This window comes from Serratia sp. CY37869 (assembly GCF_052168895.1).
GTDB classification, from domain to species: domain Bacteria; phylum Pseudomonadota; class Gammaproteobacteria; order Enterobacterales; family Enterobacteriaceae; genus Serratia; species Serratia ureilytica.
The window spans coordinates 734,301-759,527 of record NZ_JBJNLU010000002.1 but is presented as its reverse complement, the minus strand read 5'-3'; the positions used below and the strand labels follow the sequence as shown (position 1 = coordinate 759,527).

At 48.3% G+C, this 25,227-nt stretch carries 17 protein-coding genes; 7 read left to right on the top strand and 10 right to left on the bottom strand.

Features of this window, described 5'->3' with window-relative positions; all coding sequences use genetic code 11:
- The first annotated feature begins 50 nt into the window (after positions 1–50).
- The 7 genes from ACJ8J1_RS13920 (at position 51) to ACJ8J1_RS13890 (ending at position 9,071) form a co-directional block, all read left to right on the top strand.
- Positions 51–878: an ABC transporter permease gene (locus ACJ8J1_RS13920; protein WP_033642482.1), complete on the top strand. Its 828-nt coding sequence runs from the start codon at positions 51–53 to the stop codon at positions 876–878.
- Entirely contained in the window at positions 868–2,202 is a 1,335-nt protein-coding gene (locus ACJ8J1_RS13915; RefSeq protein ID WP_033642481.1) for an ABC transporter ATP-binding protein, read from the top strand. The genes ACJ8J1_RS13920 and ACJ8J1_RS13915 overlap by 11 nt, the downstream gene beginning before the upstream one ends.
- On the top strand, positions 2,195–4,960 hold the full coding sequence (locus ACJ8J1_RS13910) for a glycosyltransferase family 4 protein (protein WP_052752680.1): 2,766 nt from the start codon (positions 2,195–2,197) through the stop codon (positions 4,958–4,960). The genes ACJ8J1_RS13915 and ACJ8J1_RS13910 overlap by 8 nt, the downstream gene beginning before the upstream one ends.
- Positions 4,950–6,002, top strand: coding sequence for a glycosyltransferase family 4 protein (locus ACJ8J1_RS13905; protein WP_033642480.1), 1,053 nt, complete (start codon positions 4,950–4,952; stop codon positions 6,000–6,002). The genes ACJ8J1_RS13910 and ACJ8J1_RS13905 overlap by 11 nt, the downstream gene beginning before the upstream one ends.
- 69 nt (positions 6,003–6,071) lie before the next feature.
- The gene (gene wecB / locus ACJ8J1_RS13900) at positions 6,072–7,184 is read left to right on the top strand and encodes a non-hydrolyzing UDP-N-acetylglucosamine 2-epimerase (RefSeq protein WP_033642479.1); all 1,113 of its coding nucleotides are present in this window, start codon (positions 6,072–6,074) and stop codon (positions 7,182–7,184) included.
- Entirely contained in the window at positions 7,181–8,266 is a 1,086-nt protein-coding gene (locus tag ACJ8J1_RS13895; RefSeq protein WP_033642478.1) for a glycosyl transferase, read from the top strand. The genes wecB and ACJ8J1_RS13895 overlap by 4 nt, the downstream gene beginning before the upstream one ends.
- Entirely contained in the window at positions 8,247–9,071 is an 825-nt protein-coding gene (locus ACJ8J1_RS13890; RefSeq protein ID WP_046686728.1) for a glycosyltransferase, read from the top strand. Before ACJ8J1_RS13895 ends, ACJ8J1_RS13890 begins: the two co-directional genes overlap by 20 nt.
- An 88-nt stretch (positions 9,072–9,159) precedes the next feature.
- Here ACJ8J1_RS13890 and rfbD read toward each other — a convergent pair whose 3' ends face one another.
- The 10 genes from rfbD to ACJ8J1_RS13840 form a co-directional block, all read right to left on the bottom strand.
- Entirely contained in the window at positions 9,160–10,038 is an 879-nt protein-coding gene (gene rfbD, locus ACJ8J1_RS13885) for a dTDP-4-dehydrorhamnose reductase (protein ID WP_033642477.1), read from the bottom strand.
- Positions 10,038–10,571: a dTDP-4-dehydrorhamnose 3,5-epimerase gene (gene rfbC / locus ACJ8J1_RS13880; RefSeq protein WP_033642476.1), complete on the bottom strand. Its 534-nt coding sequence runs from the start codon at positions 10,569–10,571 to the stop codon at positions 10,038–10,040. Before rfbC ends, rfbD begins: the two co-directional genes overlap by 1 nt.
- Positions 10,572–11,233: 662 nt before the next feature.
- Positions 11,234–12,247 (bottom strand): UDP-glucose 4-epimerase GalE, encoded by a 1,014-nt coding sequence (gene galE, locus ACJ8J1_RS13875; protein ID WP_033642475.1) that lies wholly within the window; start codon positions 12,245–12,247, stop codon positions 11,234–11,236.
- A gap of 190 nt (positions 12,248–12,437) precedes the next feature.
- Positions 12,438–13,811 carry a phosphomannomutase CpsG gene (gene cpsG / locus ACJ8J1_RS13870; RefSeq protein ID WP_033642474.1) on the bottom strand — a complete coding sequence of 458 codons (1,374 nt, stop codon included), beginning with the start codon at positions 13,809–13,811 and terminating at the stop codon, positions 12,438–12,440.
- Between the two features lies 1 nt (position 13,812).
- Positions 13,813–15,237 carry a mannose-1-phosphate guanylyltransferase/mannose-6-phosphate isomerase gene (locus ACJ8J1_RS13865; RefSeq protein ID WP_033642473.1) on the bottom strand — a complete coding sequence of 475 codons (1,425 nt, stop codon included), beginning with the start codon at positions 15,235–15,237 and terminating at the stop codon, positions 13,813–13,815.
- Positions 15,238–15,511: 274 nt separating this feature from the next.
- The gene (locus ACJ8J1_RS13860; RefSeq protein ID WP_033642472.1) at positions 15,512–16,888 is read right to left on the bottom strand and encodes a TolC family outer membrane protein; all 1,377 of its coding nucleotides are present in this window, start codon (positions 16,886–16,888) and stop codon (positions 15,512–15,514) included.
- A 2-nt stretch (positions 16,889–16,890) separates the two neighbouring features.
- Positions 16,891–18,222 (bottom strand): HlyD family type I secretion periplasmic adaptor subunit, encoded by a 1,332-nt coding sequence (locus ACJ8J1_RS13855; protein ID WP_033642471.1) that lies wholly within the window; start codon positions 18,220–18,222, stop codon positions 16,891–16,893.
- 54 nt (positions 18,223–18,276) lie between these two features.
- Positions 18,277–20,043 (bottom strand): type I secretion system permease/ATPase, encoded by a 1,767-nt coding sequence (locus tag ACJ8J1_RS13850; protein WP_033642470.1) that lies wholly within the window; start codon positions 20,041–20,043, stop codon positions 18,277–18,279.
- 380 nt (positions 20,044–20,423) lie between these two features.
- Complete coding sequence (locus ACJ8J1_RS13845; RefSeq protein ID WP_033642469.1) at positions 20,424–23,039, bottom strand: beta strand repeat-containing protein; 2,616 nt, start codon at positions 23,037–23,039, stop codon at positions 20,424–20,426.
- A 308-nt stretch (positions 23,040–23,347) separates the two neighbouring features.
- Entirely contained in the window at positions 23,348–25,225 is a 1,878-nt protein-coding gene (locus ACJ8J1_RS13840) for a right-handed parallel beta-helix repeat-containing protein (RefSeq protein WP_146049821.1), read from the bottom strand.
- Positions 25,226–25,227: the final 2 nt, after the last annotated feature.

The window sequence follows — 25,227 nt, the reverse complement described above, 5'->3', positions numbered from 1 at the left end:
GAAAGTTAAACCATGACGTCAAAAAAGTTAATCAATAGCCTAGGTGTTAAATGAATATTTTCTCTATTCTTGTTAAGACTTTTTATCGGTGTCTTCATACACTTGCCACCAATAAGAATCTTGTTATTTCACTTTCTAAACGGGAAATCGGCAGTAAATACAAAGGGTCATTTATCGGGCTTCTTTGGTCGTTTATTAACCCAGTATTGATGATGGTGATTTATACCTTCGTTTTCAGCGTTGTATTCAAAATTCGCTGGAGTGCTGGAGTCGATTCCAAAGGAGAATTTGCGTTAGCATTATTCATCGGTTTGATTTTCTTCGGGCTTTTTTCTGAATGCATTAACCGCGCTCCCTATTTGATCGTCAGTAACGTCAACTACGTCAAAAAGGTTGTCTTCCCGGTTGAAACACTCCCCATTGTTTCACTCTGCACAGCTTTATTCCAAATGGTGATTAACTTCGTCGTTTGGTTGCTGTTCTATGTCGCTATCGTAGGGATCCCTACGTGGCACATTCTATGGCTACCCGTCATCATCGCACCGTTCCTTATGATGGTTCTGGGCGTATCCTGGTTCCTTTCTTCGCTTGGCGTTTACTTGAAAGATATCGCTCAGGTTATTGGCGTGCTTACCATGATTCTGATGTATCTTTCGCCGATCTTCTATCCGATCTCCATGTTGCCTGACGCATATCACATCTTCATGCAACTCAGTCCATTGACTTATGTCATTGAGCAAGCGAGGGATTGCATGATGCTGGGCAAAAATATCGCCTGGGGGAGCTGGGGCATTTACACCCTCATCTCTTTCGTCATCATGCTGTTAGGTTATGGTTGGTTTATGTTCACGCGTAAAGGGTTTGCTGATGTCATCTGAATTCGCAATTTCAGTCAAAAATATTTCGAAACGCTTTGAAATGTATGCAAATCCTAAGCATCGTTTGTACCAAATGCTTTCTTTAGGCCGCCGTACATTCTTCAAAGAGTTCTGGGCGCTAAACGGCGTTTCTTTTGACGTTAAGCGCGGTGAAACGCTTGGCATTTTGGGCCGTAATGGCGAAGGCAAAAGTACCCTGCTGCAAATTATTGCCGGCACCTTGACAGCCACCTCGGGCAGCGTTGAGGTCAATGGCAAACTGGCTGCGCTGCTGGAACTCGGCGCGGGCTTCAATCCTGAGTTTACCGGCCGTGAAAACGTTTATCTGAGCGGCATCATTCTTGGTATGACGCACAGTGAAATGGAACAGAAATTCCCTGAGATCGAAGCCTTTGCCGACATAGGCGAACATATCGATCAGCCGGTCAAAACCTACTCCAGCGGGATGTATGTGCGTTTGGCCTTCGCCGTTCAGGCTTGCATTAAGCCCGAAGTGCTCATCGTAGACGAAGCGCTGTCGGTCGGTGATGAGAAATTCCAACGCAAATGCTTCGATTATATCGAATCGCTGCGCGCGCAAGGGTGTTCAATCATCCTGGTGACGCATTCCACGTCGACCGTGGAGAAGTTTTGCCAGCGAGCCATTTTGTTGCGAAAAGGCCGGGTAGAAGCCATTGGCAGTGCCAAAGAAATCATCGACCAATACCATGCCCTGCTGTACTCAGATGAAAAAACTTACCTGCGCTATCTGAACAACATTGCTAAAAACACCAATCAGTCCATCAACGCGCCCCAGAAAGAAAGCCAGGACGGCGTCGCCGCCCATGAGGCCTCCATCGCGGAACAAGCCGAGATACAAGCTGAAAGCGAACTGACCAGCGGTGCCCTTATTGAAAGTTGGATCATCAAAGATGCCCACGATCAGCCTTGCGATCTATTCCGCGTAGGTGAAAAAGCCATCATCAGCTTCGATATCAGCGTATTTGGGCCGATAGAAGAGCTGCAAGCCGGCTTGGTCATTAAGACCGTTGAAGGTATTACGGTATTTGGCACCAGCACCTTATACCATAAGAAGAATATGCATAACGCCAAAGGCGGAGATGTTCTTAGGGCAACGTTTGAACTTGACCTGGCACTGTGCGAAGGCAGCTATTTTATTTCACTCGCTATCGCCAACGCCATCAGCCACGCCGATATGTCCTATCTTGATAAGAAAACCGACGTGATCGTCCTTAAGGTTATAGAGCCTCGCACGACAATGTCAGGTATTGCCGCATTGCCTGTTTCTTTATCACTCGAAAAGTGGTCAGGAGAGCATGAATAAATCAATACTTATCATAACTCAGTATTACTCAATCGGTGGGTTGGAAACCTATATCAACACTCAGGTAAAGGATCTGGTCGCCCACGGTTACCAGGTTCATCTTATGTACGCCGTTGTCGCAGACCCGTCATTACTCCCTGACGGGTTGAGCTCGTGCCATGAAAATATTCATTTAAGCAACGGCTCTATCGAACAACTCGTTCAAGGCGTAGACCTGATACGACAGGTTATCAAAGAAAAAGGCATCGATGTCATTCATGTGCATCCTTTTGACTGCATTTTCCCTGCCGTTATCGCCGCAGACTGCGAAAAAATACCGTCGCTATTAACATTGCACGGCCCTCTGTCGCTGCAGCATTTTACTCGGAATATTTATAATCAGGCGTTGGCCATTTATTTTCTCAAAACGCTACATACCATATTTTGCGTTTCGCAGGAAACGGCGGATCAATTGGCGGAGATCATAGACCACCCCTCGGTGATGATCGTTCCTAACCTGATAGACACCGCCCAAACGCATCCCGCTATCACGGATGAGACTGTTGAGAAAAGATGGCTTATCGCCAGCAGGCTGGATGAGGATAAATCCGCAGGGATTATGAAGTTCATTGACTTCGCCAGCCGCTGCCAAATGATTCATGGTATTGATATTTACGGTACCGGTAGTGATGAAGACACTATAAAAACCTACGTTAGCGATAATAACTTCAACGAATGGGTTGGTTTCAAAGGCGTTGTCAGTGACATCCCTTCCGTCATGCCGCAATACGCGGGGTTTGCCGGCATGGGCCGCGGAGTACTGGAAGCCGGCATTAGCCAGCTTCCGGTGTGTCTGGTTGGCTACGACGGCATTAAAGGCATTCTGGACGATGAAACCTTTAAACATGCCGCTTACTGTAATTTCTCAGGCAGAAATCTGGCCAATGCCGAAGAAGATGTGCTTCAAGAGCAATTTGCCGCCGCTCGTCCCCTGCCCCCAGACTTGCTTATTGAATACCAGAGCGATGGCCGTTGGAGCCAAATCCTCGAGAATATGGTTCTCCCGGACAAAGAGCGATACGACAACGGTGATTCGCTGCAACTCTACCAGCAGCTGTGTAAGGCACCATCATCACAGGAAAACGAAAGTTTTTTGATCGCGAATGCCTTTACTGTCGCTATATTTAAAACGCTAGCAAACCAACTGATCGCCAACAGTATCAAGATCAACGCTCATGATGATAGCGTGAAAGAGACCGTCAAAATGGAAGATAAAGCGAGCCAGGCTCCCCTGGACACCCCTGTTAATGCTAATGCAGCAAGTTCAGGGAATGATGTCATCGCCAAGTTAGCTGCGTTGGAAGAACAGAATCTCTCTTTGCAGAATGACGTTAAATCGTTAGTACAACTCCTGACATCGGTAGCGGCAAAACAAGAAGACTATTTCAGAACTTTGCCTCACGCGGTTGCACCGAGTGCAGGGCAAAAACTTCGATATTTGGTTCAGGTTGCCGTTCAATCACTGACCAGAGCGGACAAACGCTATGAACTGGCCAAAACACTTTATTGGAGACTGCCCGAGTCTGTCAGGCTAAAACTACAGACCCAGCGGCACCGTTACGTTCAAAAACACTTCGAGCACGCTTGCAATAGCGCGATGACGGATACCTCTACACCTGAAGACATTCCAGACTGGGTCGCAGCGGTAAACCAATCAGAGAAAGTCGTCTTCATTCCATGCAGCTTCGAATTCGATGAGCTGGTGAACCAACGGCCAATCAACGCGGCAAAATATTTCTCGGAAAAAGGCTATCAGGTTATCTTTATCGCCTGGCAATGGACGCCACAGGAAACGTTGTCGAAAGGTTGTTCGCAAGTCTGGAACAATGTCTATCAGGTTCCGCTGTATGATTTTGTGAAATACACCCGTCAGTGTCATCTGCATGACAAAACCGCGTTCTTTGTCATCACGATGCCGGCGAAAGTCTTCCTCACTCCGCTCTATGAGTTTAGAGCGCAAGGCTGCAACATCATCTATGACATTATGGATGAATGGGAATGCTTCCATAAGGTCGGACAAGCTCCTTGGTACCAGAAAGAGATTGAAGAAACCCTCATTCTACAAAGCGATTACGTCTGTGGCGTTGCTCCATCACTGCGTGACAAATTTGCTTATCTTCGCAGTGATATTGAAGTAGTCGGTAATGGCTATTCCGAGAAGGTCTTGGGCGATACACGTAATATAGCGAAAGACAACGGCAACAAAGTGGGCTATTTCGGCCATCTAACGGACTCGTGGTTCGACTGGGATATCGTATTTAAATTAGCTGAACAATTCCCACAATATCACTTCGAGATCATTGGTTACGGTGAGCCTGAGTGGGTGGTCAATAAAGCGAAAAATATTGCTAACATCACACTGGTGGGCAAAGTAATGCCAAAAGACCTTCATCAATATGTCAAAGAATGGTCGATCGGCCTAATTCCATTCAAAAGTGGCGAGCTGGCTCAAGCGGTAGATCCGATCAAAATTTATGAGTACCTCTATTTTGGCTTACCAACTCTAGTGACCGGCATTGAGCATATTAAACGCTATCCGATGACCTATTTCTCTGACGGCAGCGACGTTGTCGATCTGTTTGAGAAAACAATCAATAGCGAGCGCCACTCTGACGAGTTGGAAACCTTCTTGCAAGAAACCACTTGGGCAGCCCGATTCGAAGAAATGGAGTTGAACACTCTGAAAAGAAAAGGAATTAGGGAGTTATATGCTTCGTAAAATAGCATTTATCTATCCTTGGGCGACGCATGGCGGTGTTGAGAAAGTCATGCTCACCCGTGCCCGTTTATTAAACGATATAGGCACCTATCAGATTGACCTTCTTTTTACTCATGATTCCGGTGCGGCGAAGGCGATCACCGCCGCACTCTCGGACTGTAAAAATGTCGATGTCAAAATCATCAACTTCGATTATTTATTAACGCAAAATTACAGCCTCATTTTTTGCATTGATTTCCCTGCGGCTCTGACATTTTGCCATACGCACAAATTGAAATACTTTGCGGAATGCCATACAGCCTATAAAGAAAACAGGGCTTACTTGAATAAAATTCCGGACAGTTGTTCGGCAATATTGTGCCCATCCGCGTTCTTTATGAAGCAGCTAGAGCCTGAATTGCACAAAAGTGCCTGTCCATTGTTATTGCTGCGTAATTTCGTTCCTTGGGATCATGTCTCTCAAGAACCGCATGCGATTCCCTCTCTGCCAACATGGTCGAGAAGACCTATTCTCTTCCTGGGACGGATGGACAAGCTAAAGAACCTGACTGAATTACTGGACGCATTCGTTATTTTAAAAGAACGACACGCGGAAAAATACATGCTAGTTCTGTGCGGCCCGCAGTCTTCTGAAATCAACACCAACGCCGAGCTGGAGAGCAGAAATCTAGTGGGCGACACCGTATGCTTGCCGCCAGTGCCATTCTTGAATGTGGACAAGCTGCTGTTGGCGATCTCTCAAGCCAACGGGATTTTTGTGTCGCCATCAACCGGAGAATCATTTGGTTTATCGGCTTCAGAAGCGATTTGTGCAGACGTCCCCGTTGTTTTGTCCAATATCGAAGCACATAACTATTTAGTTGCCACGCGTGAAAATGAGTTTACTTACTCGTTGCATGATGCTCGCCAATTGTCAGAAAAAATAGCCTCTATATCTGACAATTATGCGCAATCTAAAGCATCACTTGCCGCTCTGAAAGAAAAATTTTCCGCCCATGCCTTTATGAACGATTGGGACGAATTGCTACGCAGAACCGAATAGCTATTCGATTTCCACCTCCCCATACCGATTTTTATCGTCAGTATGGGGATATTAATTATTGAGACAACCATGTTAAAGAAAATTATGTGCGTTGTGGGTACTCGTCCGGAAGCGATAAAAATGGCGCCGGTGATCAAGGCACTTCATGCCTCCGGTGAATTCGACGTTTGCGTATTGGCGACGGCCCAACACCGAGACCTGTTGGATCAGGCTTTCCAACTTTTCGAAATTGAAGCCGATTATGATCTTAATGTCATGACACCTGGGCAAACATTGCCAGAGTTGACCGCGCGCCTGATGACCAGCATCGACCGAACTCTCGAAGAGGCAGCACCGGATTTGGTTATCGCACAAGGCGATACGACGACCGTCTTCGTGACGTCACTGGCCTGTTTCTACAAGAAAGTGCCTTTCGCTCATCTCGAGGCGGGGCTGCGTACACACGACCTCTATTCACCTTTTCCTGAAGAAGCAAACCGTATTCTTGCCGGACATTTAGCACGCTTGCATTTTGCTCCGACTGAAGTATCTAAAAGCAACCTCTTGCGCGAAGGCATTCCTGCAGAGCATATTCACGTTACGGGAAACACCGTGATTGATGCCTTGCTGACGACCGCACAAAAGACGTTTGATATCGGCGTCGATATTCCCCAAGACGCCCGGATGCTTCTTATCACTTCTCATCGCAGAGAGAACTTCGGCCAACCTATTGTCAATATCTGCAACGCAGCTCTTGAACTTATTGAAAAGTATAGTGATATCTATATTCTTTTCCCCGTTCACCCCAACCCAAACGTGCGCGAAGTCACGGATCGTCTGTTAAAAGACCACGAAAGAATTAAGCTGGTCAGCCCATTTGACTATGGCCCTTTCGTTGCCGCCATGAAGAATGCCTACCTGATTCTTTCCGACTCTGGCGGCGTGCAAGAAGAAGCTCCGGCCTTGGGCAAACCCGTCTTGGTCTTACGTCGTGATACCGAGCGCCCAGAAGCCGTCTCGGAAGGCGTGGTGAAATTAATCGGAACGGAACAAGCCGACATCGTAAGAGAAGCGTCTTTGCTGCTTGATAGCCCTCAGGCCTATCAAGAAATGGCAAAAGGAAGCTCTCCTTACGGTGATGGTGAGTCCAGCCAGCGTATCGTCCGTATCGTCCGCAATTTCTTTACTGAACAATGCCAATGAAAATCGTCTATCTTTCAGCTGTTCCCTGGTTGAGCATAAGTCAGCGCCCTCATTTTTTCGCCAAATATGCGCTGACCCATGCCACCCAGGAACTTTTGTGGATTGAGCCTTATCCTAGTCGTTTTCCCACCCTCGCCGATCTGACCCCCGGCCGCCATGCCCCTGAACCTGCAGGATTGGATTTGATAGAGGGTCTGCAACTGGCTCGGTTGGGTTTTGTAGCCCCCGTGGAGCCGATACCTGCGTTGTTTAAGCTGCTCAACCAAGGGAAAATAAAGAAAATCATTGACGATATAAAGAATTTTATATCTGAAGATACCATTCTGGTTATCGGCAAACCCTGTCTGCTGGCCAACATGCTTATCAAGCAATTTAAATGGCGGCAAGTGTGGTATGACGCCATGGATGATTTCCCTTCGTTTTATTCTGGCCTATCAAAGAAAAACACGGCTAATCTTGAAAAAGAAATCGCCCAACAAGTTGACCGCATATTCTGTTCAAGTCATGCCTTAATTGAGAAATTTTCGTCTATCGCCCCCAGCAAAACTGAGTTGGTGTTGAATGCGTGTTCAGATGACATGCAGAAAATTCATATCCCGAAAACATCGCATGAAAAAATCACATTTGGCTATATCGGCACAATCGCAAGCTGGTTTGACTGGAAGTGGGTGTTCGAGTTGGCCACTAAAAATCCGGAAGCAATCATAAACCTCGTAGGGCCAAGAAAAACCGGAATTCCGGAAAGCTTACCTCAAAATATCATCCTGGAACCCCCTATCCCACACCCCCAGGTAATGAAAAAGATATCCACATTTGATTATGTGATTATTCCATTTTTGCAGAACGACATTACTAAATATGTCGATCCTGTTAAGTTCTACGAATACAGGTTGGCAGGAAAAGCCATCCTATCGACTCCATTTGGCGAGATGCTATGGCATCACAAAGAAGAAGCCTACAATTCTGACACAACGCTAGGCATTACTATACCTGACAACACGCTAGTTTTTCCTTCACCTAAAAAACCAAACGACATCCCAAGATGGAGTGGACGATTCTCTCATGTCTTTACCGGCTATTGAAGATGAAAAATTTCTTACAATCTCATTAGTAATTTTCAAACCGAATCTTGTAGATTTAAGAAAAACCCTTGCCGCACTTGTTGAGACAAACGTTTTTAAAGCACGCGACTGTTATTTATTGGTTGTTGATAACTCGCCAACTACTGATCCTGCAGTCACTTCGCTAATTAAAGAGTTCCTTGACGTTATTCCCGGAAATTACATATCACGACCAGACAATCCTGGCTTTGGAGTGTCACATAATTTAAGCTTAGCTATTAAGTCAAAATACACCCTTATTTTAAACCCCGATTTAGAGATGGATAAAAATGCATTAGAGAATGCATTCTCCTTCATGGATGCTCACCCTGAATGTGGCTTAATTACGCCGTATGCAACCTGGGGGAGCGGGGAAACACAATATTTGTGTAAGCGATACCCTTCTGTATTTGTATATTTATTGCGTTTCTTTGCCTCGGTTAAAGGAAAGCGTTTTTTCAAAAGTTATCTTCGACGCTATGAAATGGCTGATACGCTAACGCCTCACGATGTTTATTTCGATCCGCCTATCGTGAGTGGCTGCTTTATGTTTTTCCGCTACAGCGTACTGAAAGAATTATCCGGATTCAATCCTAAATTCTTTCTTTATTTCGAAGATTTCGATCTCAGCATCCGTACGGCAAAAATTACCAGAATAGCCTATGTCCCTGATGTCAAAGTCGTGCATTACGGTGGCCATGCGGCGCGAAAAGGCTGGGCGCATATTAAGCTATTTTCACGCTCAATGATTACTTTCTTTAATATTCACGGCTGGAAAATTTGGTAACTCCATAGCGAATAAGCTATGCGCCAATTACTGTCGGGTGAGCATGAAAATAACAAAATACATCATGCTCACCCACACGGTGCCGACATTACTCTTGTAAGTAACCCATTTTTCTCAATCGAGAAATCACGTATTCCAGGGCTGACTGCCAATTGGAAGCAGGAATACCTATCTCATTGATTTTATTGCAACTCAAGGTTGAATATTTAGGACGTTTAGCCAAAGTCACATATTGCTCTGATGTTATTTTACTGACCTTTGGCATGCGAGAAATCGCCCCCATCTCCGCAGCAACTTTAAATATGTGCTCCGCAAACTCACTCCAGCAGACCTCTTCATCCCCGCAGAAGTGATAAATCCCTCCCTGAACCTCACAAAGCAACATTTTTATCATCGCGTCTGCGATGTCCCCCGCATATGTCGGGCAACCGCGTTGATCGGCTACGATATCAAGAGATTCACGTTGCCGAGCAAGCCTCAGCATGGTTTTAACGAAATTTTCGCCATATTCACTGAAAACCCAAGAAGTGCGAAGAATTATCGCATCTTGCATTTCTGATACGATGGCCAATTCGCCATCACGCTTGGTTTTCCCGTAAATGCACAGTGGGCGGGTACCAGCCAACTCATTGTAGGGAAGCTTGCCCAGGCCATCAAAAACATAATCTGTAGAAATATGAAGCAGTCGGCAATCCATTGCCTTTGCAACCAAGGCCAAATTGGCTGGGCCCACAACGTTGGCTAACAACGCAGCCTCGCAATCTTGTTCCGCTTTATCAACGGCAGTATAGGCTGCAGCATTTATGATCGCCGTCGGTTTAAACTCCTGGACGACGGCCTTAACCTGCTCCAATTTGGAAATGTCCATCGTATTGCGGTCGGCCGCTAAAATAACCCAATCGGCGGGTACCCGATCGATAAAACAGCGCCCGACCTGCCCTTTAGCCCCGGTTAAAAGAACTCTCATTAAATCAGTTCTCTGAGAAATTTGCCGTTCTTGTCCTTTTCCGACAAAACAGGGTGCCGAACAGGCCAGGCCACGCCGACATCGGGATCATTCCACATCAGGCACCTTTCATGTTCTGGCGAATAGTAATCCGTGCACTTATATTCAAAATCCGCGATCTCAGAGAGCACGACAAAACCGTGGGCCAAACCTGGCGGGATCCAAAGCTGAGTTTTGTTCTCTTCCGATAGCACAATGCCTTCCCACTTGCCAAATGTGGGTGAGTCTGGGCGAATATCTACAGCAACATCATAAACTTCGCCTCGCACCACACGAACCAACTTGCCTTGCGGCTTGATATCTTGATAGTGCAGTCCGCGCAAAACCCCCCGAGAAGAGCGTGAATAATTGTCTTGGACGAAGTCCAAATCAATATCCAGCATGTCTTGAAAGCGACGCTTCTCGAACGTTTCCATAAAAAAACCGCGAGTATCACTAAATACCGTTGGTTGAATGACTTTGACTCCATCGATTTTAGTATCGATAACCTGCATTCTGCGTACCTCATAAGACGCGAGAATTTGTGCTCAAAAATTCTCGCAAAATACAGTCACTTACAACATCTTAGCTTTATTGGCGCGATGGCGAAAAACGTAAACAAAGCCTAATCCTCCTTATCGCCACCTGTTAACAACATGAGAACAGAGGCAAACAAGGGAGCCAGGAAGCATCATTTTGAGGTAAACGATTGATAAAATCCGTGACCAACCACAGCGTCTTCCTCTCAACGGCTTGATACTCACTACCATTAGCGCAAAACTTCAGTGTACCTTACTGATGCAAAGTAAGAGAAATGGTGGAGTTTATCGCTTCACAAGCCTGATAGGCTAACATACTCGCTGCTCTTGTCTCTCTCAACAGATCTTCAACAAGGCATTTCCAGGAGGGAACATCTCATATTCACACACCAGATACCGTGACCATCAATACCCTGCGGTTTTATGCCATAACGACATATCGTCCCAACAAAGTATCTTCAATGGCACCAGTATAATCTGATAGCGCGGATTTTTCATAAGGAAGTACTGATTATTATCAGATAAAGCCCATAAAAACGAGGGTGATCAGCCCTCGTCGATAGGTAGTCTCACACTCTTGGCTTTCGATTGTCTTGCAGCTGGCCTAACACCTCTCTGAGCGCCGGTAACAGATATGCTTAACGGTAGCCCTGCGGGTTTTTCTTCTGCCAATTCCAGGTGTCACGCATCATGTCATCGAGACCCCGGTTAACTTTCCACCCCAACTCTTGGTAAGCCAGATCGGCATTCGCCCAAAACGCGGGTAGATCGCCTTCGCGACGTGGCAAAATTTGATAGGGGATCGTTACGCCTGACGCTTTCTCAAACGCCTGAACCATCGCCAGTACAGAATGCCCTACGCCAGCCCCCAGGTTGTAGGCCTTAAACCCATTGATCTTCGGCAGATGATCCATCGCTTTCAGATGGCCTTCGGCCAGATCCATGACATGAATGTAGTCACGCTCACCCGTACCGTCTTTCGTCGGATAATCCCCACCGAAAATCCCCAGTTTATCTAACTTACCGATCGCTACCTGCGAGATGTAAGGCAGCAGGTTATTGGGAATACCGTTCGGATCTTCGCCGATCAAGCCCGATTCATGGGCTCCAACCGGGTTAAAGTAGCGTAAAGCAATAATCGAAAATTGCGGCTCAGCCTTAGCAAAATCCTGCAGAATCTGCTCCACCATCAGCTTAGACGTGCCATAAGGGCTGGTCGTGCCACCGATTGGCGTAGTCTCGACGTAGGGCACCGGCGAGTTGGCACCATAAACGGTGGCGGACGAACTGAAGATAAACGCATGAACGCGGGCACGGCGCATAGCGTCCAGCAACACCAGTGTTCCGGTGACGTTATTCTGGTAGTATTCCAGCGGCTTACGCGTAGATTCCCCTACCGCCTTAAGACCAGCGAAGTGAATGACGGCCGTAATCGGGTGCGCTTCAAAGATCCGATGCAGGCATTCCTCATCCTGGACATCGCCTTGATAGAACACCGCCGCTTTCCCCGTCAGCTTTTCCACACGGTGCAACGATTCCGCAGACGAGTTCGACAGATTGTCCAACACCACCACATCTTCGCCTCGTTCCAACAGAGATAAAACGGTGTGAGAACCAATGTAACCCGTGCCGCCGGTGACTAAAATTGTCATTCCAACCCCTTATACTCCGGATGTACCGAAAAATATCTCTTCGTTCTGTAAGAAAGCCTCTTACCAAGCCGCCTAAACAGGCTTGCATCGCCTCCCCTAAAGACATCATACCGCTCTCTGAATACGGCATGAAGCGAGAGCGGTAAAACCGCTCTCGTCACTGACTTATCACAACCCTTCAAAACAAACATTACGCTCCTGCGGCCAGCAGCGCCAAAATTTCGTCAGTTTTCTCTTGCATCAGCGCAACATCGGCACGCGATTCGACATTAAGACGCACCACCGGTTCCGTATTAGAAGAACGCAGATTGAAACGCCAGCCTGCGAACGCCATGCTGATGCCATCGGTGTAGTCCACCTCATCGGCATGCGGTAAATAGTGTTGTTTAACGCTTTCAATGGACATGGCAGGCTGAGCCAGCTTGATATTGATCTCACCGGAAGACGGGTAGGCGGCAATGCGATCCTGTACCAGTTGTCCCAGCGTTTGTCCCTTCACACTGACCAGCTCAGCGACCAGCAGCCATGGGATCATGCCACTGTCACAATAAGCAAAATCACGGAAATAGTGGTGAGCGCTCATCTCTCCACCATAAATGGCGTCTTCCGCACGCATGCGTTCTTTAATGAAAGCATGGCCGGTTTTCGACATCACAGGTACGCCCCCGGCATCGGTGACCACATCGACGGTGTTCCAACTCAGGCGTGGATCGTGGATGATCTTCGCGCCCGGCTGTTTCTGCAAGAAGGCCTCCGCCAGCAAGCCGACGATATAATAGCCCTCAATGAAATCGCCTTTTTCATCGAACAGGAAGCAGCGATCGAAATCGCCGTCGAACGCAATGCCCATATCAGCGCCATGCTCACGCACCGCATCGGCGGTATCCGCACGACACTCAGGCAGCAATGGGTTGGGAATACCGTTAGGGAAAGAGCCGTCCGGCTGGTGATGCACCTTGATAAACTCCAGCGGCACACCCCGCGCCTTCAATTGCGCCTCAATAGCATCGATCACATGCCCTGCCGCACCGTTGCCCGAGTTGATCACTAGCTTCAATGGCTTGAAGTTGTTCACGTCGACGTAGGACAGAATGTGCTCTACATAAGCCCCTAATACGTCCTGGCGAACATAGCTACCGCGCGTTGCAGCCGGCGCCTGAAACTGATTTTTCTCCGCCAGTTCTTGGATCGCTCGTAATCCGGTATCGCCGCTAATTGGGCGGGATCCTTCACGCACCAACTTCATGCCGTTGTAATCAATAGGGTTATGGCTGGCGGTCACTTCCACGCCACCATCCGTTTTCAAATAAGTCGTGGCAAAATAGATTTCTTCGGTGCCGGTTAAGCCGATGTCGATAACATCGGTACCCGCATCCTGCAAGCCTTTCGCCAACGCCAGCTTCAGGCTTTCACTGGTTAACCGCACATCGCTTCCCAACACGATATTTCTGGGCTTCAAAAACTCGCCGTAGGCGCGTCCAATACGATACGCGATGTCCTCATTCAGCTCCTCACCCAGTTTTCCCCGAATGTCATAAGCTTTAAAACAAGTTAATTTTTCCATGTTATTTTCTTCCATAACGGTCATGCAGTCGTTCAATATCGTCATCCCCCAAATACTGACCAGACCTGACCTCAATCATCTCCAAATCAATCTTTCCAGGGTTTTCAAGCGTATGGATACAGCCAGAGGGAATGAAAGTCGATTGATTTTCAGAGAGATAGAACTCTTTATCATCCACTCTAACCTTAGCTGTTCCGCTAACAACAACCCAATACTCGGAACGATGATGATGTCTTTGCACAGACAAACCTTCGGATGGACGTACTACAATTTTTTTTACTTGGTAGTAATTACCGTTATCGATCTCGCTAATTTTTCCCCAAGGCCGGTATGACGATGAATGCTTGCGGAAATGATGGAGATTGCGCTTTTTAAGCTCATCAACGACTTTCTTAACATCCTGCACTTTGTCTTTGTGAGCGATCAGTAGAGCATCACTGGTGTTGACCACAACAAGGTTTTCCAACCCGATGGTCGCCACCAGCGCGGACTCAGAGGAAATGTAGTTATCATTAGAATCGATCGAGATAATTTCACCCACGTTGACATTACCCATATGATCTTTCTTTGATACTTCCCACAACGAGGACCAGGAGCCGACGTCGCTCCATCCCGCATCGATAGGAATCACCACCGCATCTTGCGTCTTTTCCATCACCGCATAGTCGATGGAGTCACTCGGACAATGTTTGAAGATGTCTTGCTCAACCCGAATAAAATTCATGTCGCGCTGACTGTTGATCACAGACTGCTGCGTTGTGCTGAAAATTTCAGGACTAAACTGCCGCAGTTCCTGCAGGAACTTGGCGGTCTTGAACATGAACATGCCGCTGTTCCAGCTGTAATCACCACAGGCAAGGTATTCGATCGCTTTCTCCAAACGAGGCTTTTCAACAAACGAATCAACTTTGAAACACGCATTGGAAAGGTGTTCACCACGCTTAATGTAGCCGTAGCCTGTTTCAGGGTGCTCAGGAATAATGCCAAACGTGACCAGCTGGTTATTGTCTGCAAACGAGATAGCAGTCTGGATAGCCGCGTGAAAATTATCCACTTTGGTGATCAGATGGTCTGCTGCCAACACCAGAAGCATACTGTCTTCGTCTTCCTCAGCAGCAAGATGAGCGGCTAGCGCCACTGCCGGCGCGGTATTACGCCCTACGGGCTCTAAAATAATATTGGTCGCTAATTGTCCAATTTCACGTAATTGTTCGGCAACTAAAAAACGATGTTCCTCGTTACAGATGACCAGAGGGGCGGCAACCTCAATGCCCGCCAGACCTGACAAACGCTGTAACGTCTGTTGCAGCAGGCTTATACCACTGTCATCAATAGACAAAAACTGTTTAGGAAACGATTCTCGCGACATCGGCCATAGACGACTCCCAGTACCGCCGGCCATAACCACAGGAATTAGTTTGGACATTATCTACCCTTTACTCAGTCATCATTCTTATAAGGACGACGCCACGTATCAGCAGCATCATACTAAATATCGTGCAATTACCATCCAATTGTTACACTTTGCGAAAAGCATGTATCCCTCTAACCTACCGTTCCTTAACAGAAAGTTATGTATAGAAATTAGTCAGGCAAGCATAAATATCGAAGGAACCACCAGCCGATAACATAACGTATTAACGCAAAAAAGAGCAGCATAGTGCTGCTCTTTCAGATTAATGCTCATAGTGAATATGTTGTTATCGACTGCGGGCAAAATACTGCGCCACACGCAACACATCCTTCTCGTCCAGCGTACCGGAGTCGCTCAGCAGGGTAATCCAGGACTTGATATAGGTGTATTTGGCGGAGGCCAAGTCACGCTGGGCGCTGTAGAGCTGCTGTTCGGCGTTGAGCACATCGACGTTGACGCGCTGCCCCGCCAGCACGCTTTGCCGGGTCGCCGTCACCTGGGTCGTCGCCGATTGAACCGCCAGTTCATAGGCCGCCACTTTAGCGCTGCTGCTAATACACAAATTGTACTGTTTGCGCAGATCGTTGAGCGTGGTGCCCGTTTGCGCATCCATTTCATACATCGCTTGCCCGTAACGCGCCGCTGCCTGGCGGGTCGATGCCGAAACACCGCCACCGGAATAAATAGGCATGCTGACCTGCACGCCAATGCTGTCAGTACGGTATTTCTGGTTAACCGTGTTGTCGCTGCTGGAGTCGTTTTCCGAATGCGAAGCATACAGCTGAACCTGTGGCATAAAGCCAGCCCGGTTCCTTTCGACATCATACTTAGCAGCATCCACGCCATGACGCGAGGCGGCCAATACAGGGTTGTTCTCCAACGCGATCTTTTGCCACTCTTCGAACTTGGACGGGATTAACGGCGCCACTTTGAATTTACCCGGCCGCAAGACCTGCAATTCATCCAGTTGGTTCAGCGGCATGCCGATAATTACTTCCAATTCACGCTGCGCGGCATCCAGTGCATCGCGCGCTTCTATCACCTGTGCTTCAGCCAGGCTATAGCGCGCCTGAGTTTCGGATACGTCGGTAATGGTACCTTCACCGGCGCTCATCAGGCGATCGTTCAAAGTCAGCTGTTCCTTGTAAGCCGCCTTTTGCGCTTCGGCCAACGCGATTTGATCCTTGGAATAAGCCACTTCGACATAGGCGTTAATCACCCTCACCGCCAAATCCAGCAACTTACCGCGATAGCGCTCGTCCGACATCATGGTCTGCGCCACGCCGGCTTTGTACCTGGCGTAAGCTTCATAATCGAACAGCGGCTGCGTCAGCGTGATCGAACTGGAATAGCTGCGATATTGCTGCCGCCGGGTAACCTCCGAAACATTGCCGAAAAAGTCGCTTTGCGGGTACTTCTGAGTTTGCCAGTTGCGCGGCGAATTCTGGTAGTTCAGCGATACCTTCGGCAGCAGCCCTGCCCTGCCGATATTTTCGTTTTCATCTCCCGCTTCTTTCTCTTTTATAGCCGCCCGAAAGGTCGGGTCCTTTTCTAATGCCAGCGAATATGCGTCTAAAATCCCTATCGAATAAACCGGCGCAGACATCGCAAACAAAAGGGTGCCGATAACCAGACCGGCAGCCTGTCGTTTTGAATGAATCAAAATTATTCCTCGGTTAATGAAGTATGAGCGCGATCCAAAATAGGTTTAAACAGATAGCTCAACAGCGAGCGCGACCCCGTTTTCACGAACACCTCCACCGGCATCCCCGGCTTGATGTCCTCGCCACTGAGCATTTTCATGCCCTCCGGCGAGACCGTGACCTGCATCTGGTAGTAAGGTTCGCCATTGGCTTTGTCGACCAGGCGGTCGGCGGAAACCAAGGTGACGGTTCCCGGAATTTTCGGGGTTTTGTTTTGGTTGAAGGCGGTAAACATCAGATCCACCGGCAACCCGTTGTACACCTTATCGATCAGGTCGACTTTGAGGCGAGAATCCACCACCAAAGTCGCCTGGCTGGGCACAACGTCCATCAGGTGGTCACCCGCTCCCACGACGCCCCCCTGAGTGAAGATATTCAATCCAACCACGGTGCCGTCCACCGGTGAGGTGATGGCGGTGTTGCCCAGATCGAAATCGGCCATTTGCAGCTTGTTGCGGAATTCGCTGGCGTCCATTTGAGTTTGCGCCAGCTGCGTTCTGACTTCGCGCTGGTAGTCGGCGAAACGCTGATCGATGCGTTGCTGTGATTCCAGCAACTGCTTTTGCAATTGGCCAATCCGCCCCACCGTTTCATCAATGCTGCTATTTACCTCGGCAAACTGGCGCTGCACTTCCAGGTAACGGTTACGCGGTAGGTAACCGTCCGCCGCCAACTGCTTCATGCTGTTCATCTGCTCACGCAGGCTGGAAAGCTGGATCTGTTTGTTACCGCGCGAATCCTGCAGTCCTTTTAATTGGAAACGGATTCCGTCCATTGACTGCTTATAGCCGTCGATTTCACTTTGCAGCGCTTGGCGGCGGGAGGCGAACAGCTGCGTTTGCAATGCAATGATTTCTGCCACGCGAGGTTTATCTTTCACCGCGTCCAAAATGGGTGAGAAAGTCACTATGCTCAACCCATCGCGTTCTGCCAGCAAGCGCCCTTCTGTCGCCAGCGTGGTGTAGTACTGATCCCGCAGCGAATCAACCTGAGCTTGAGCCTGCACCTGGCTGAGCTGCACCAGCACCTCACCGGCTTTCACTTTGTCGCCATCTCTGACCGCAATATTCTTAATGATGCCGCTGGCCGGGGCCTGCACCGTTTTGCGGTTGCCGGAAACGGTTACCGATCCCGGCGACGCCACCCCTTTATCCAACGGCGCAAAGGCCGCCCAGGCTAAAAACCCGAACAGACCGATCCCGACCACCAGCCACCCCATACGGGTAAACCGCCGTTCATCTTGTGGGATCTCTTCAGTATACGAGTCTTGCGGCTCGCCAATATGCGTAGACATACCAACTCCTTTGACTGTCGGCGACGCAAAAGCGCCGCCGGGCAAGTTCACGGCTTAATTAATTTGAGTTTTAGGGATTTCGCCTTCATCCGGCTCGGAGTTCACCGCACGCACCGCCTGCGGAGGCACCTGCGCTTTTTGCGCATTCGCCAACGCCTGCAGCACCTGCTGCGTTGGGCCGAATGCATTGACGTTCCCGTTAACCAACAGCAACAGCTTGCTGGTCATCGACAGCAGATTGGTGCGGTGAGTGATCAGGACCACCGTCTTATTACGCTGTTTAAGGAACATGATGGCCTGGTTCAACGCTTTCTCGCCGGCATCATCCAGGTTGGAGTTAGGCTCATCCAACACCACCAACGCGGGATCGCCATACAATGCCCGCGCCAGGCCGATACGTTGCTTCTGCCCGCCGGATAACCCTGCACCACCGTTGCCGATCACCGAATCGTAACCGTTAGGGAAACGCAGGATCAGTTCATGCACACCAGCCAGCTTGGCAGCCTCAATCACTTTCTCTGAATCGATGTCGTTAAAGCGAGCGATGTTCTCGGCGATAGTGCCGGCGAACAACTCGATGTCCTGCGGCAGATAGCCGATATAGGGCCCCAGTTCGTCTTTGTTCCACTGGTAGATGTCGGCATTATCCAACCGCACTATCCCTTCGCTCACAGGCCAAATACCGACCAGTAAGCGCGCCAATGTTGATTTGCCCGACGCACTCGGACCGATAATCCCCAGCACATCGCCGGGTTGAATGGCAAAACTTACGTTATGCAGCACCGCATCCCCTTTCGATCCCGGAGGCGTGGCGGTCACGCCTTCTACGGAGAGCACACCTTCCGGACGCGGCAGCGACATGCCGGTACCACGCTGCGGATGCGTTTCCAGCAGCTTGACCAAGCGGCCATAAGAAAGTTTGGCCGCGCTATAGCTTTTCCAAACGTTAATGACCTGCTCGATCGGCGCCAACGTTCGCCCCATCAATATAGAACCGGCGATCATCATGCCGGGCGTGATGTGCCCATCAATCGCCAACCATCCCCCCAGGCCCAACACTAAGGACTGCAGCGACATACGCACGAACTTGGTGATTGACGTGACCCGCGATGCGCGTTCGCTGGCGATGCGTTGGCTGTTCAAGAACCGCTGGTGCAGACCGAACCACCGACGTTTCAGGTTAGGCAACATCCCCAAAGCCTCGATCACTTCGGCATTTCGCAGATTGGTGCTGGCCAAATTACCTGACATGATCGACAGCTTGCTGGCTTCTCCCAGCGGCTTTTTCGAAACCACTTCATTGATTACCGCCAATGCGATCAGCAACAGCGCACCGACCAGGGCGAAAAGGCCCAACCAAGGGTTAAAGAGGAATATCACCAACAGATAGATCGGAAACCACGGCGCATCAAAGAAGGCGAACAGCGCGCTACCGGTGAGGAATTGGCGCAGATTGGTCAAATCGCTCAGCATCTGACCGGCGTCAGACGAACCGTTTTTCAGATTCGCTTCGTAGGCCGCGGTATAGACTCGCGTGTTGAGACGCATATCCAGCTGGCTGCCGATGCGGATCACCACCATGCTGCGCACGTATTCCAACAGCGACATCATGCCGAACATGCCCAGCATGATCAGCGTCAGCATTAACAGCGTGATTTCATTGCGCGAAGGCAGCACCCGGTCGTAAACCTGGAGCATATAAATGGAAGGAACCAGCATTAACAGGTTAATAAACGCAGTAAATATACCAACGGTCCAGAAGACTTTGCTGCGTGTACGTATAACATCCGCAATTTCGTTGCGCGGGATAAATTGATTCACGTTCTGCCCTTACATCATGTGCACTGTCAGTCCAATCCGCATTGACCCCCTCCCTAAAGAAATTCCTAAAAAAAGAATTATCCCGAGAAGGCTCACCTCAAAGAAATGCCCGAGACTGCAGATACTTTCGTTAACTATAGGTAGAGAAAGTGAAAACCGGCAAGGTGGGCCATAAAAAAAAAGCCGATCAACGCGCCTGACAAAAGCCAAATAAAACAATGCGATATGAGAAAATAAAAGCAAGAAGGGAAGATAACGAAATGGAATAACTTAGAGAGAATGACGCCGCTCACAAAATTAAACATGCGGGGGATTACGCCCCCGCATTATTTAACCCCAAATAGTTCCATGTGGAATTATTTGTTCTTGCAGCTTTACCCTTAGGCGTAGTGCAGAGTATCCACCAATTGCTGGTGGTTCTGGCCAGTCAGGTATACGACGGTATCGTTAAGATCCAGCGCGTGGTTATCATTGTTGTCGATAATCACATAGGAGCTGGCGGTATTGCCGCCACCGCTGAATACAACGGATGCCACACCCACTTTCGACGTCAGCGAGTTGTTGCCATCCAGACCGAGAATACCGCCCAGAAGGCCGATAACGCCATTGGTCAAACCGCCCACCAGGGTCCCCAACAGCGCATCCAGCGTATCTGCTGAGCGCGTGCCGTAGTCCGCGACCGCCGTGCCGCTGGCGTCATTGGAGATAGTCAGGCCGCCATGGTTAACATCGACAATCTTGTCTTTGAGGCTGCTAAAGTCTTTGATGGTCACACCGGCCTGCGTATTACTCGCTTTGATGTCGTAGATGTTCGCACCCGCACCGCCGGTCAGCGTGGTGTTGCCAATCACGCCCAAAGTGTCGGCAGCGCTTGAGCCTTCTACGGTCAGTTGATAACCGTTCAGACCCAACGCCGTCAGCACAGGCGCAAGCAGGTTGGTAGTGACGACGCTCAGCGGCAGAATGTTCAGCAGTTGAATGATAATGCCGTCACCGGTGCCGCCATGGCTGGAGTCGAGATTCAGACCAGCGGTGTTAGTGGATGCATTGATATCACGCACGTTGCTAAAACCGCTGCCCAGCGTCAGATCCAGCGCGTGATCACCGGTCACGTTGATGGTCTGAACCTGCGCATTGGTGCCGGCCAACGACAAGATATTGTCAAAACTACCGGTCCCGCCCGAAGCCACGTTCACCGTACTCAATGCAGTACCACCAATCAGGCTGCTGCTGCTGTTCAGGCTGATGGCGCCGGCATTCACGTTGGCAGAACTCACCGCATCAAAGTTGATGTTGAAGTGATCGGTGGCGTTCTGCACAAAGGTAAAGTTCAGCGTGCTGGCAGCGGTGGCATTCCCTTTCACTTCCAGCTGCGCGGCGTTACCGCCGGCAGCGTTGATGACGTTGACGTTAGCCAGGCCGGAGATCACGAAGCCTTGCGTCCCCAGGTTGGTCGCCGCTGCGTTCTGGGTGACAGTGCCGCCCGTAGTGCCTTCTACCGTAGACGTGCCGTTGGTCAGGCCAAAGTCGAAGGTGTTGGTTGGCGTAGTGACGCTGGTGGTGGTCGGTGAACCAATCAGCGGTGTCGTAATCAGCGTACCGACAGACTTACCGATATAGCCGGTCAGATCAATCTGCTCAAAGTTCGAGAAGTTGTTGGCGTTGCTGCTCACTGTGCTGGTGCGAACGCCCAGGGCGTTCTGGTTAGTCACTACGGTTTTGGTGATGAAGTTGGCGGAGATGGAGTCGGTACCTGCGCCGCCATCAGCCTTAACCGTGTTCGCGACAGTGTTCGCCCCACCGGAAACACCGTTGCCCGCCCAGTGCAGGCTGTCGTTACCGGCGCCGAGGTTAAACTTCGCCGTGCCGGTCGCGATGTTTGCCGTCGAAGTAACGACCACGTTGTCTGCGCCGGAGCTGGCATTCAGGATCACGTTGCCGTTGTTGACGGTGACAGCAACCCCTGGGTTGACACCGTTGTCAGACAGGTTAACCGTTGCCGCGCTGGTGCCGTTGATGGTCAGGTTGGCCAAGTGATCGGCGAACTTCAGGTTGACCAGGCTGGCGGCATTGGCGTTCAATTGGACATTCGTCAGTACAGCTGTTTCGGCGTTGCTAATTTGGTGAGAAGCCCCGGTATTTACTGTTCCCGTAGCGTTACCGCCCGCAGCCGTTGCGGTCAGCGAAGCTGCCGTTTTGTACAGCAGACTGGTACCGATATCAAATTCGAACCCATGCTGTTGAGTTACAGTTGTGGTATCAGTGGCAGTCGAGTTCCGCAGGTCGTTGATGATGGCCTGAGCAATAACAGCTTTATCAGACCCAAGTGCTGAATATACCGCTAATTGCTGTGGGGTAGCAGCAATGCCATGAACTAAAGTATAAACATGTTGAATATATGCATCACCTGAAAGCGAACCAACTTTTTGTAGGTATTCAGAAGTTAGCAACTGTTTTTTGATGACATCAACGTAGCTAGTCCCTCGCAACAAATCTGTACTCCAGTATTTCAAGCCGCTAGAGTCAACTTCTCTTCCCGGTATTCCTAGGTACAATGCTGCAATTTGTTCCTGTAGATTCAGTGGAGGTAAACTAGCTGTCGATGAATAGAGAATTGAGTTCACTTTGTTAGTAAATGCGAGCTGTGAACTCAGCAATGACGCATCATATCCCTGATAATGCAGCACTGTATCAACGATAGACGCAAGGACAACTGGCAAGCTCCCGATAGCTAACAGATCGGTAACAGTTGTTGAGTTTGGCGTAGAGCCATAGACCAATGTATAAACCTTCGTCACAATATCCGTACTGCTTTTCCCTTGATAAAGAGCAGTACCTTCAACGCTTGTCAGTAACAAATTAACAAAACTGCTAGTTGTGTACTGACCCGTTTCGAGACTCTCGCCAAAATTTTTGAACGAGTACTCGCTTGGGTTGCGTCCTAAAACCGCGTAAAAAATCGCAGCAGCGGTCTGCTGATTCGCTAGAGAAGCCATAAATTACCCCTTTAGAAAACTAACCTCAAAATCATCCGAACGAGCGAATGATGAGGGAAAATGTCCGAATCATAAGGTTTGCAGAGAAAGGATTTACATCTCTACAGACTAAATAAAGGAGGTAACCAAAAGTTTGTCAAGTAACGCAGAAACATATTGTTGGGCGGAGATTTTTTATTATTTATCAATATAATACAGCAAACACAGCTAATAAAAACAGATGAGAAGACCGATTATTTATTTTTTCTCAGTGCGGATTTATGAATCCCATCATAAAATAGTAGCCTTGACAATAATCAATATAGTGACTACTTACCTCGTAAATCGGCATCTGAGTAGTTAGTTTTTAACACAGATAAACTATCAGCAACCTCAACTTGAGTAGCACTTTTGTCGACAAATAAATCATACAAATAGTTGCCAGAATCGGAAGACAAATCTATTTTCACACCGTTTCCTGAAAATACAGCAACGGCATTATATTTTCCCTTTTGATTTTTACCGCTGTTTTTTACATCTGCTTTCAGAGTAATATTTTTAAAGTCTTTCAAAAAGATACCATCAAGTAATGAGTCTCTAACTACCGCACTGATTTTAGAGCTTGTAGCATTTAGCACCTGGAGAGCAACTCCTTTCGTCATCGAAGACTTGATAGAAATTGAACTGCTGCTCAGGGTATCAATGTAGCCTCCACCACGGCCGGAATTGTTTACGGTCAAATCTGCCACAACATCATGGCTTTTCTCGATAAAAACGGCATTATTGAAACCAGAGATAGCAACATTATTTGCCAATAATTTAATTTTCCCGGAACAATCACGTAGATGAATGGCTCCCCCCTCAATCTGTGAGACAGAAAAATCACAATCAGCATCAGCGACATGGAGCAGCTCTATTGAAAAATCCCTTGCACTCGACTGGTTCTTCACAATATTATTGTTAGAAATAAAACCACGAACATATCTTGCACCAATAGCAACTTTTTTTATATTTTCAAATGTATTACCAGAAGCTGTGACATTTGATATCCAGTTATTTGAGAAAGCCAGTGAGCTTTTTACCGTGCCAATCCCAAGACCACCATAGCAGTTGAGAAAGTAGTTATCATTAAACACGCCATCACTAGACTCTTGTGCGTTATCCGCATCTTCAGCATTATTGGCAATCGCAGCCCCTTTTTTACCGAGGCCAATATTCTCAAACCTGCAACCTATAACGCTAATACCACGCCCTTTTATAACAACACCATCACCGCCAGATTGCACTTTTGCGGTATCTGAAAAAAAACATCCATCAATGAACTTGATCTCATAGCACGTTTTTCTGACCACGACACTATCTTGCCCAGAGTTGGTAAATGAACAGTTCTTAAATACTATATCATGACAGTTTTTTTGCATGGCAAGATTATCAAATTTAGCATTTTTAAAACTTACATTATCAAAAAGACAATCACTCCAATCATGTAGTGTATTCTCTGCATAGAGGAATCCAACCTTTCCAGTAGTATCGTGATAATCAGTATCGATAGTTAGATCCTTAAACACTACACCTCGTACTCCTGAGCTCGAATGCAGGGTATCGTTGGGTGTATTGTCAGCTGTCACAGGAGAAGTGATAAATGGAAACCGAGGAGCATCAGATGATGTAGAGAGGCATTTTATCGTCGCATTATTTCCGATCCATCCAGCTCCTCCGGAATGACTGACCGGATTGCCGTAGTAATAAACTTTATCTTTAACCAATTGAACGGGCTGCGTAGATAAATGTTGAGCGATCTCCATCAGCGCACTGTCGTCAGTACCGATACCTCCGCCAAGACTTTCGATGGAAAAGAAACCACTTTTGGCCATCAGAGAAAAAGCTTTTCCTTCAGAATCAAACAGTAATGCTTTCTTATTTATTATCCCTATATCAGACCACCCCTTACCTGCCATATCCTTATTATCCTCTGAAGACTCACGATTCAATCGAACGGTAGAGGAGCCGGAGTAGTCAGAGGCGGAAACTCTCGCTATCACACTCCCAAGCTTGTCAGGCATGATACTTTTTTTAATTGACTCAAGTGTTATTAGTTGCGGATTTTCAGCAGAAAGACTTTTGGCTAAGGAAAGAGAAAAACGGGCTTCAACGCTAACCCACAAAGCCAACAGGCTAACTTCCTTTAAAAAAAAACGTCTATTCATAA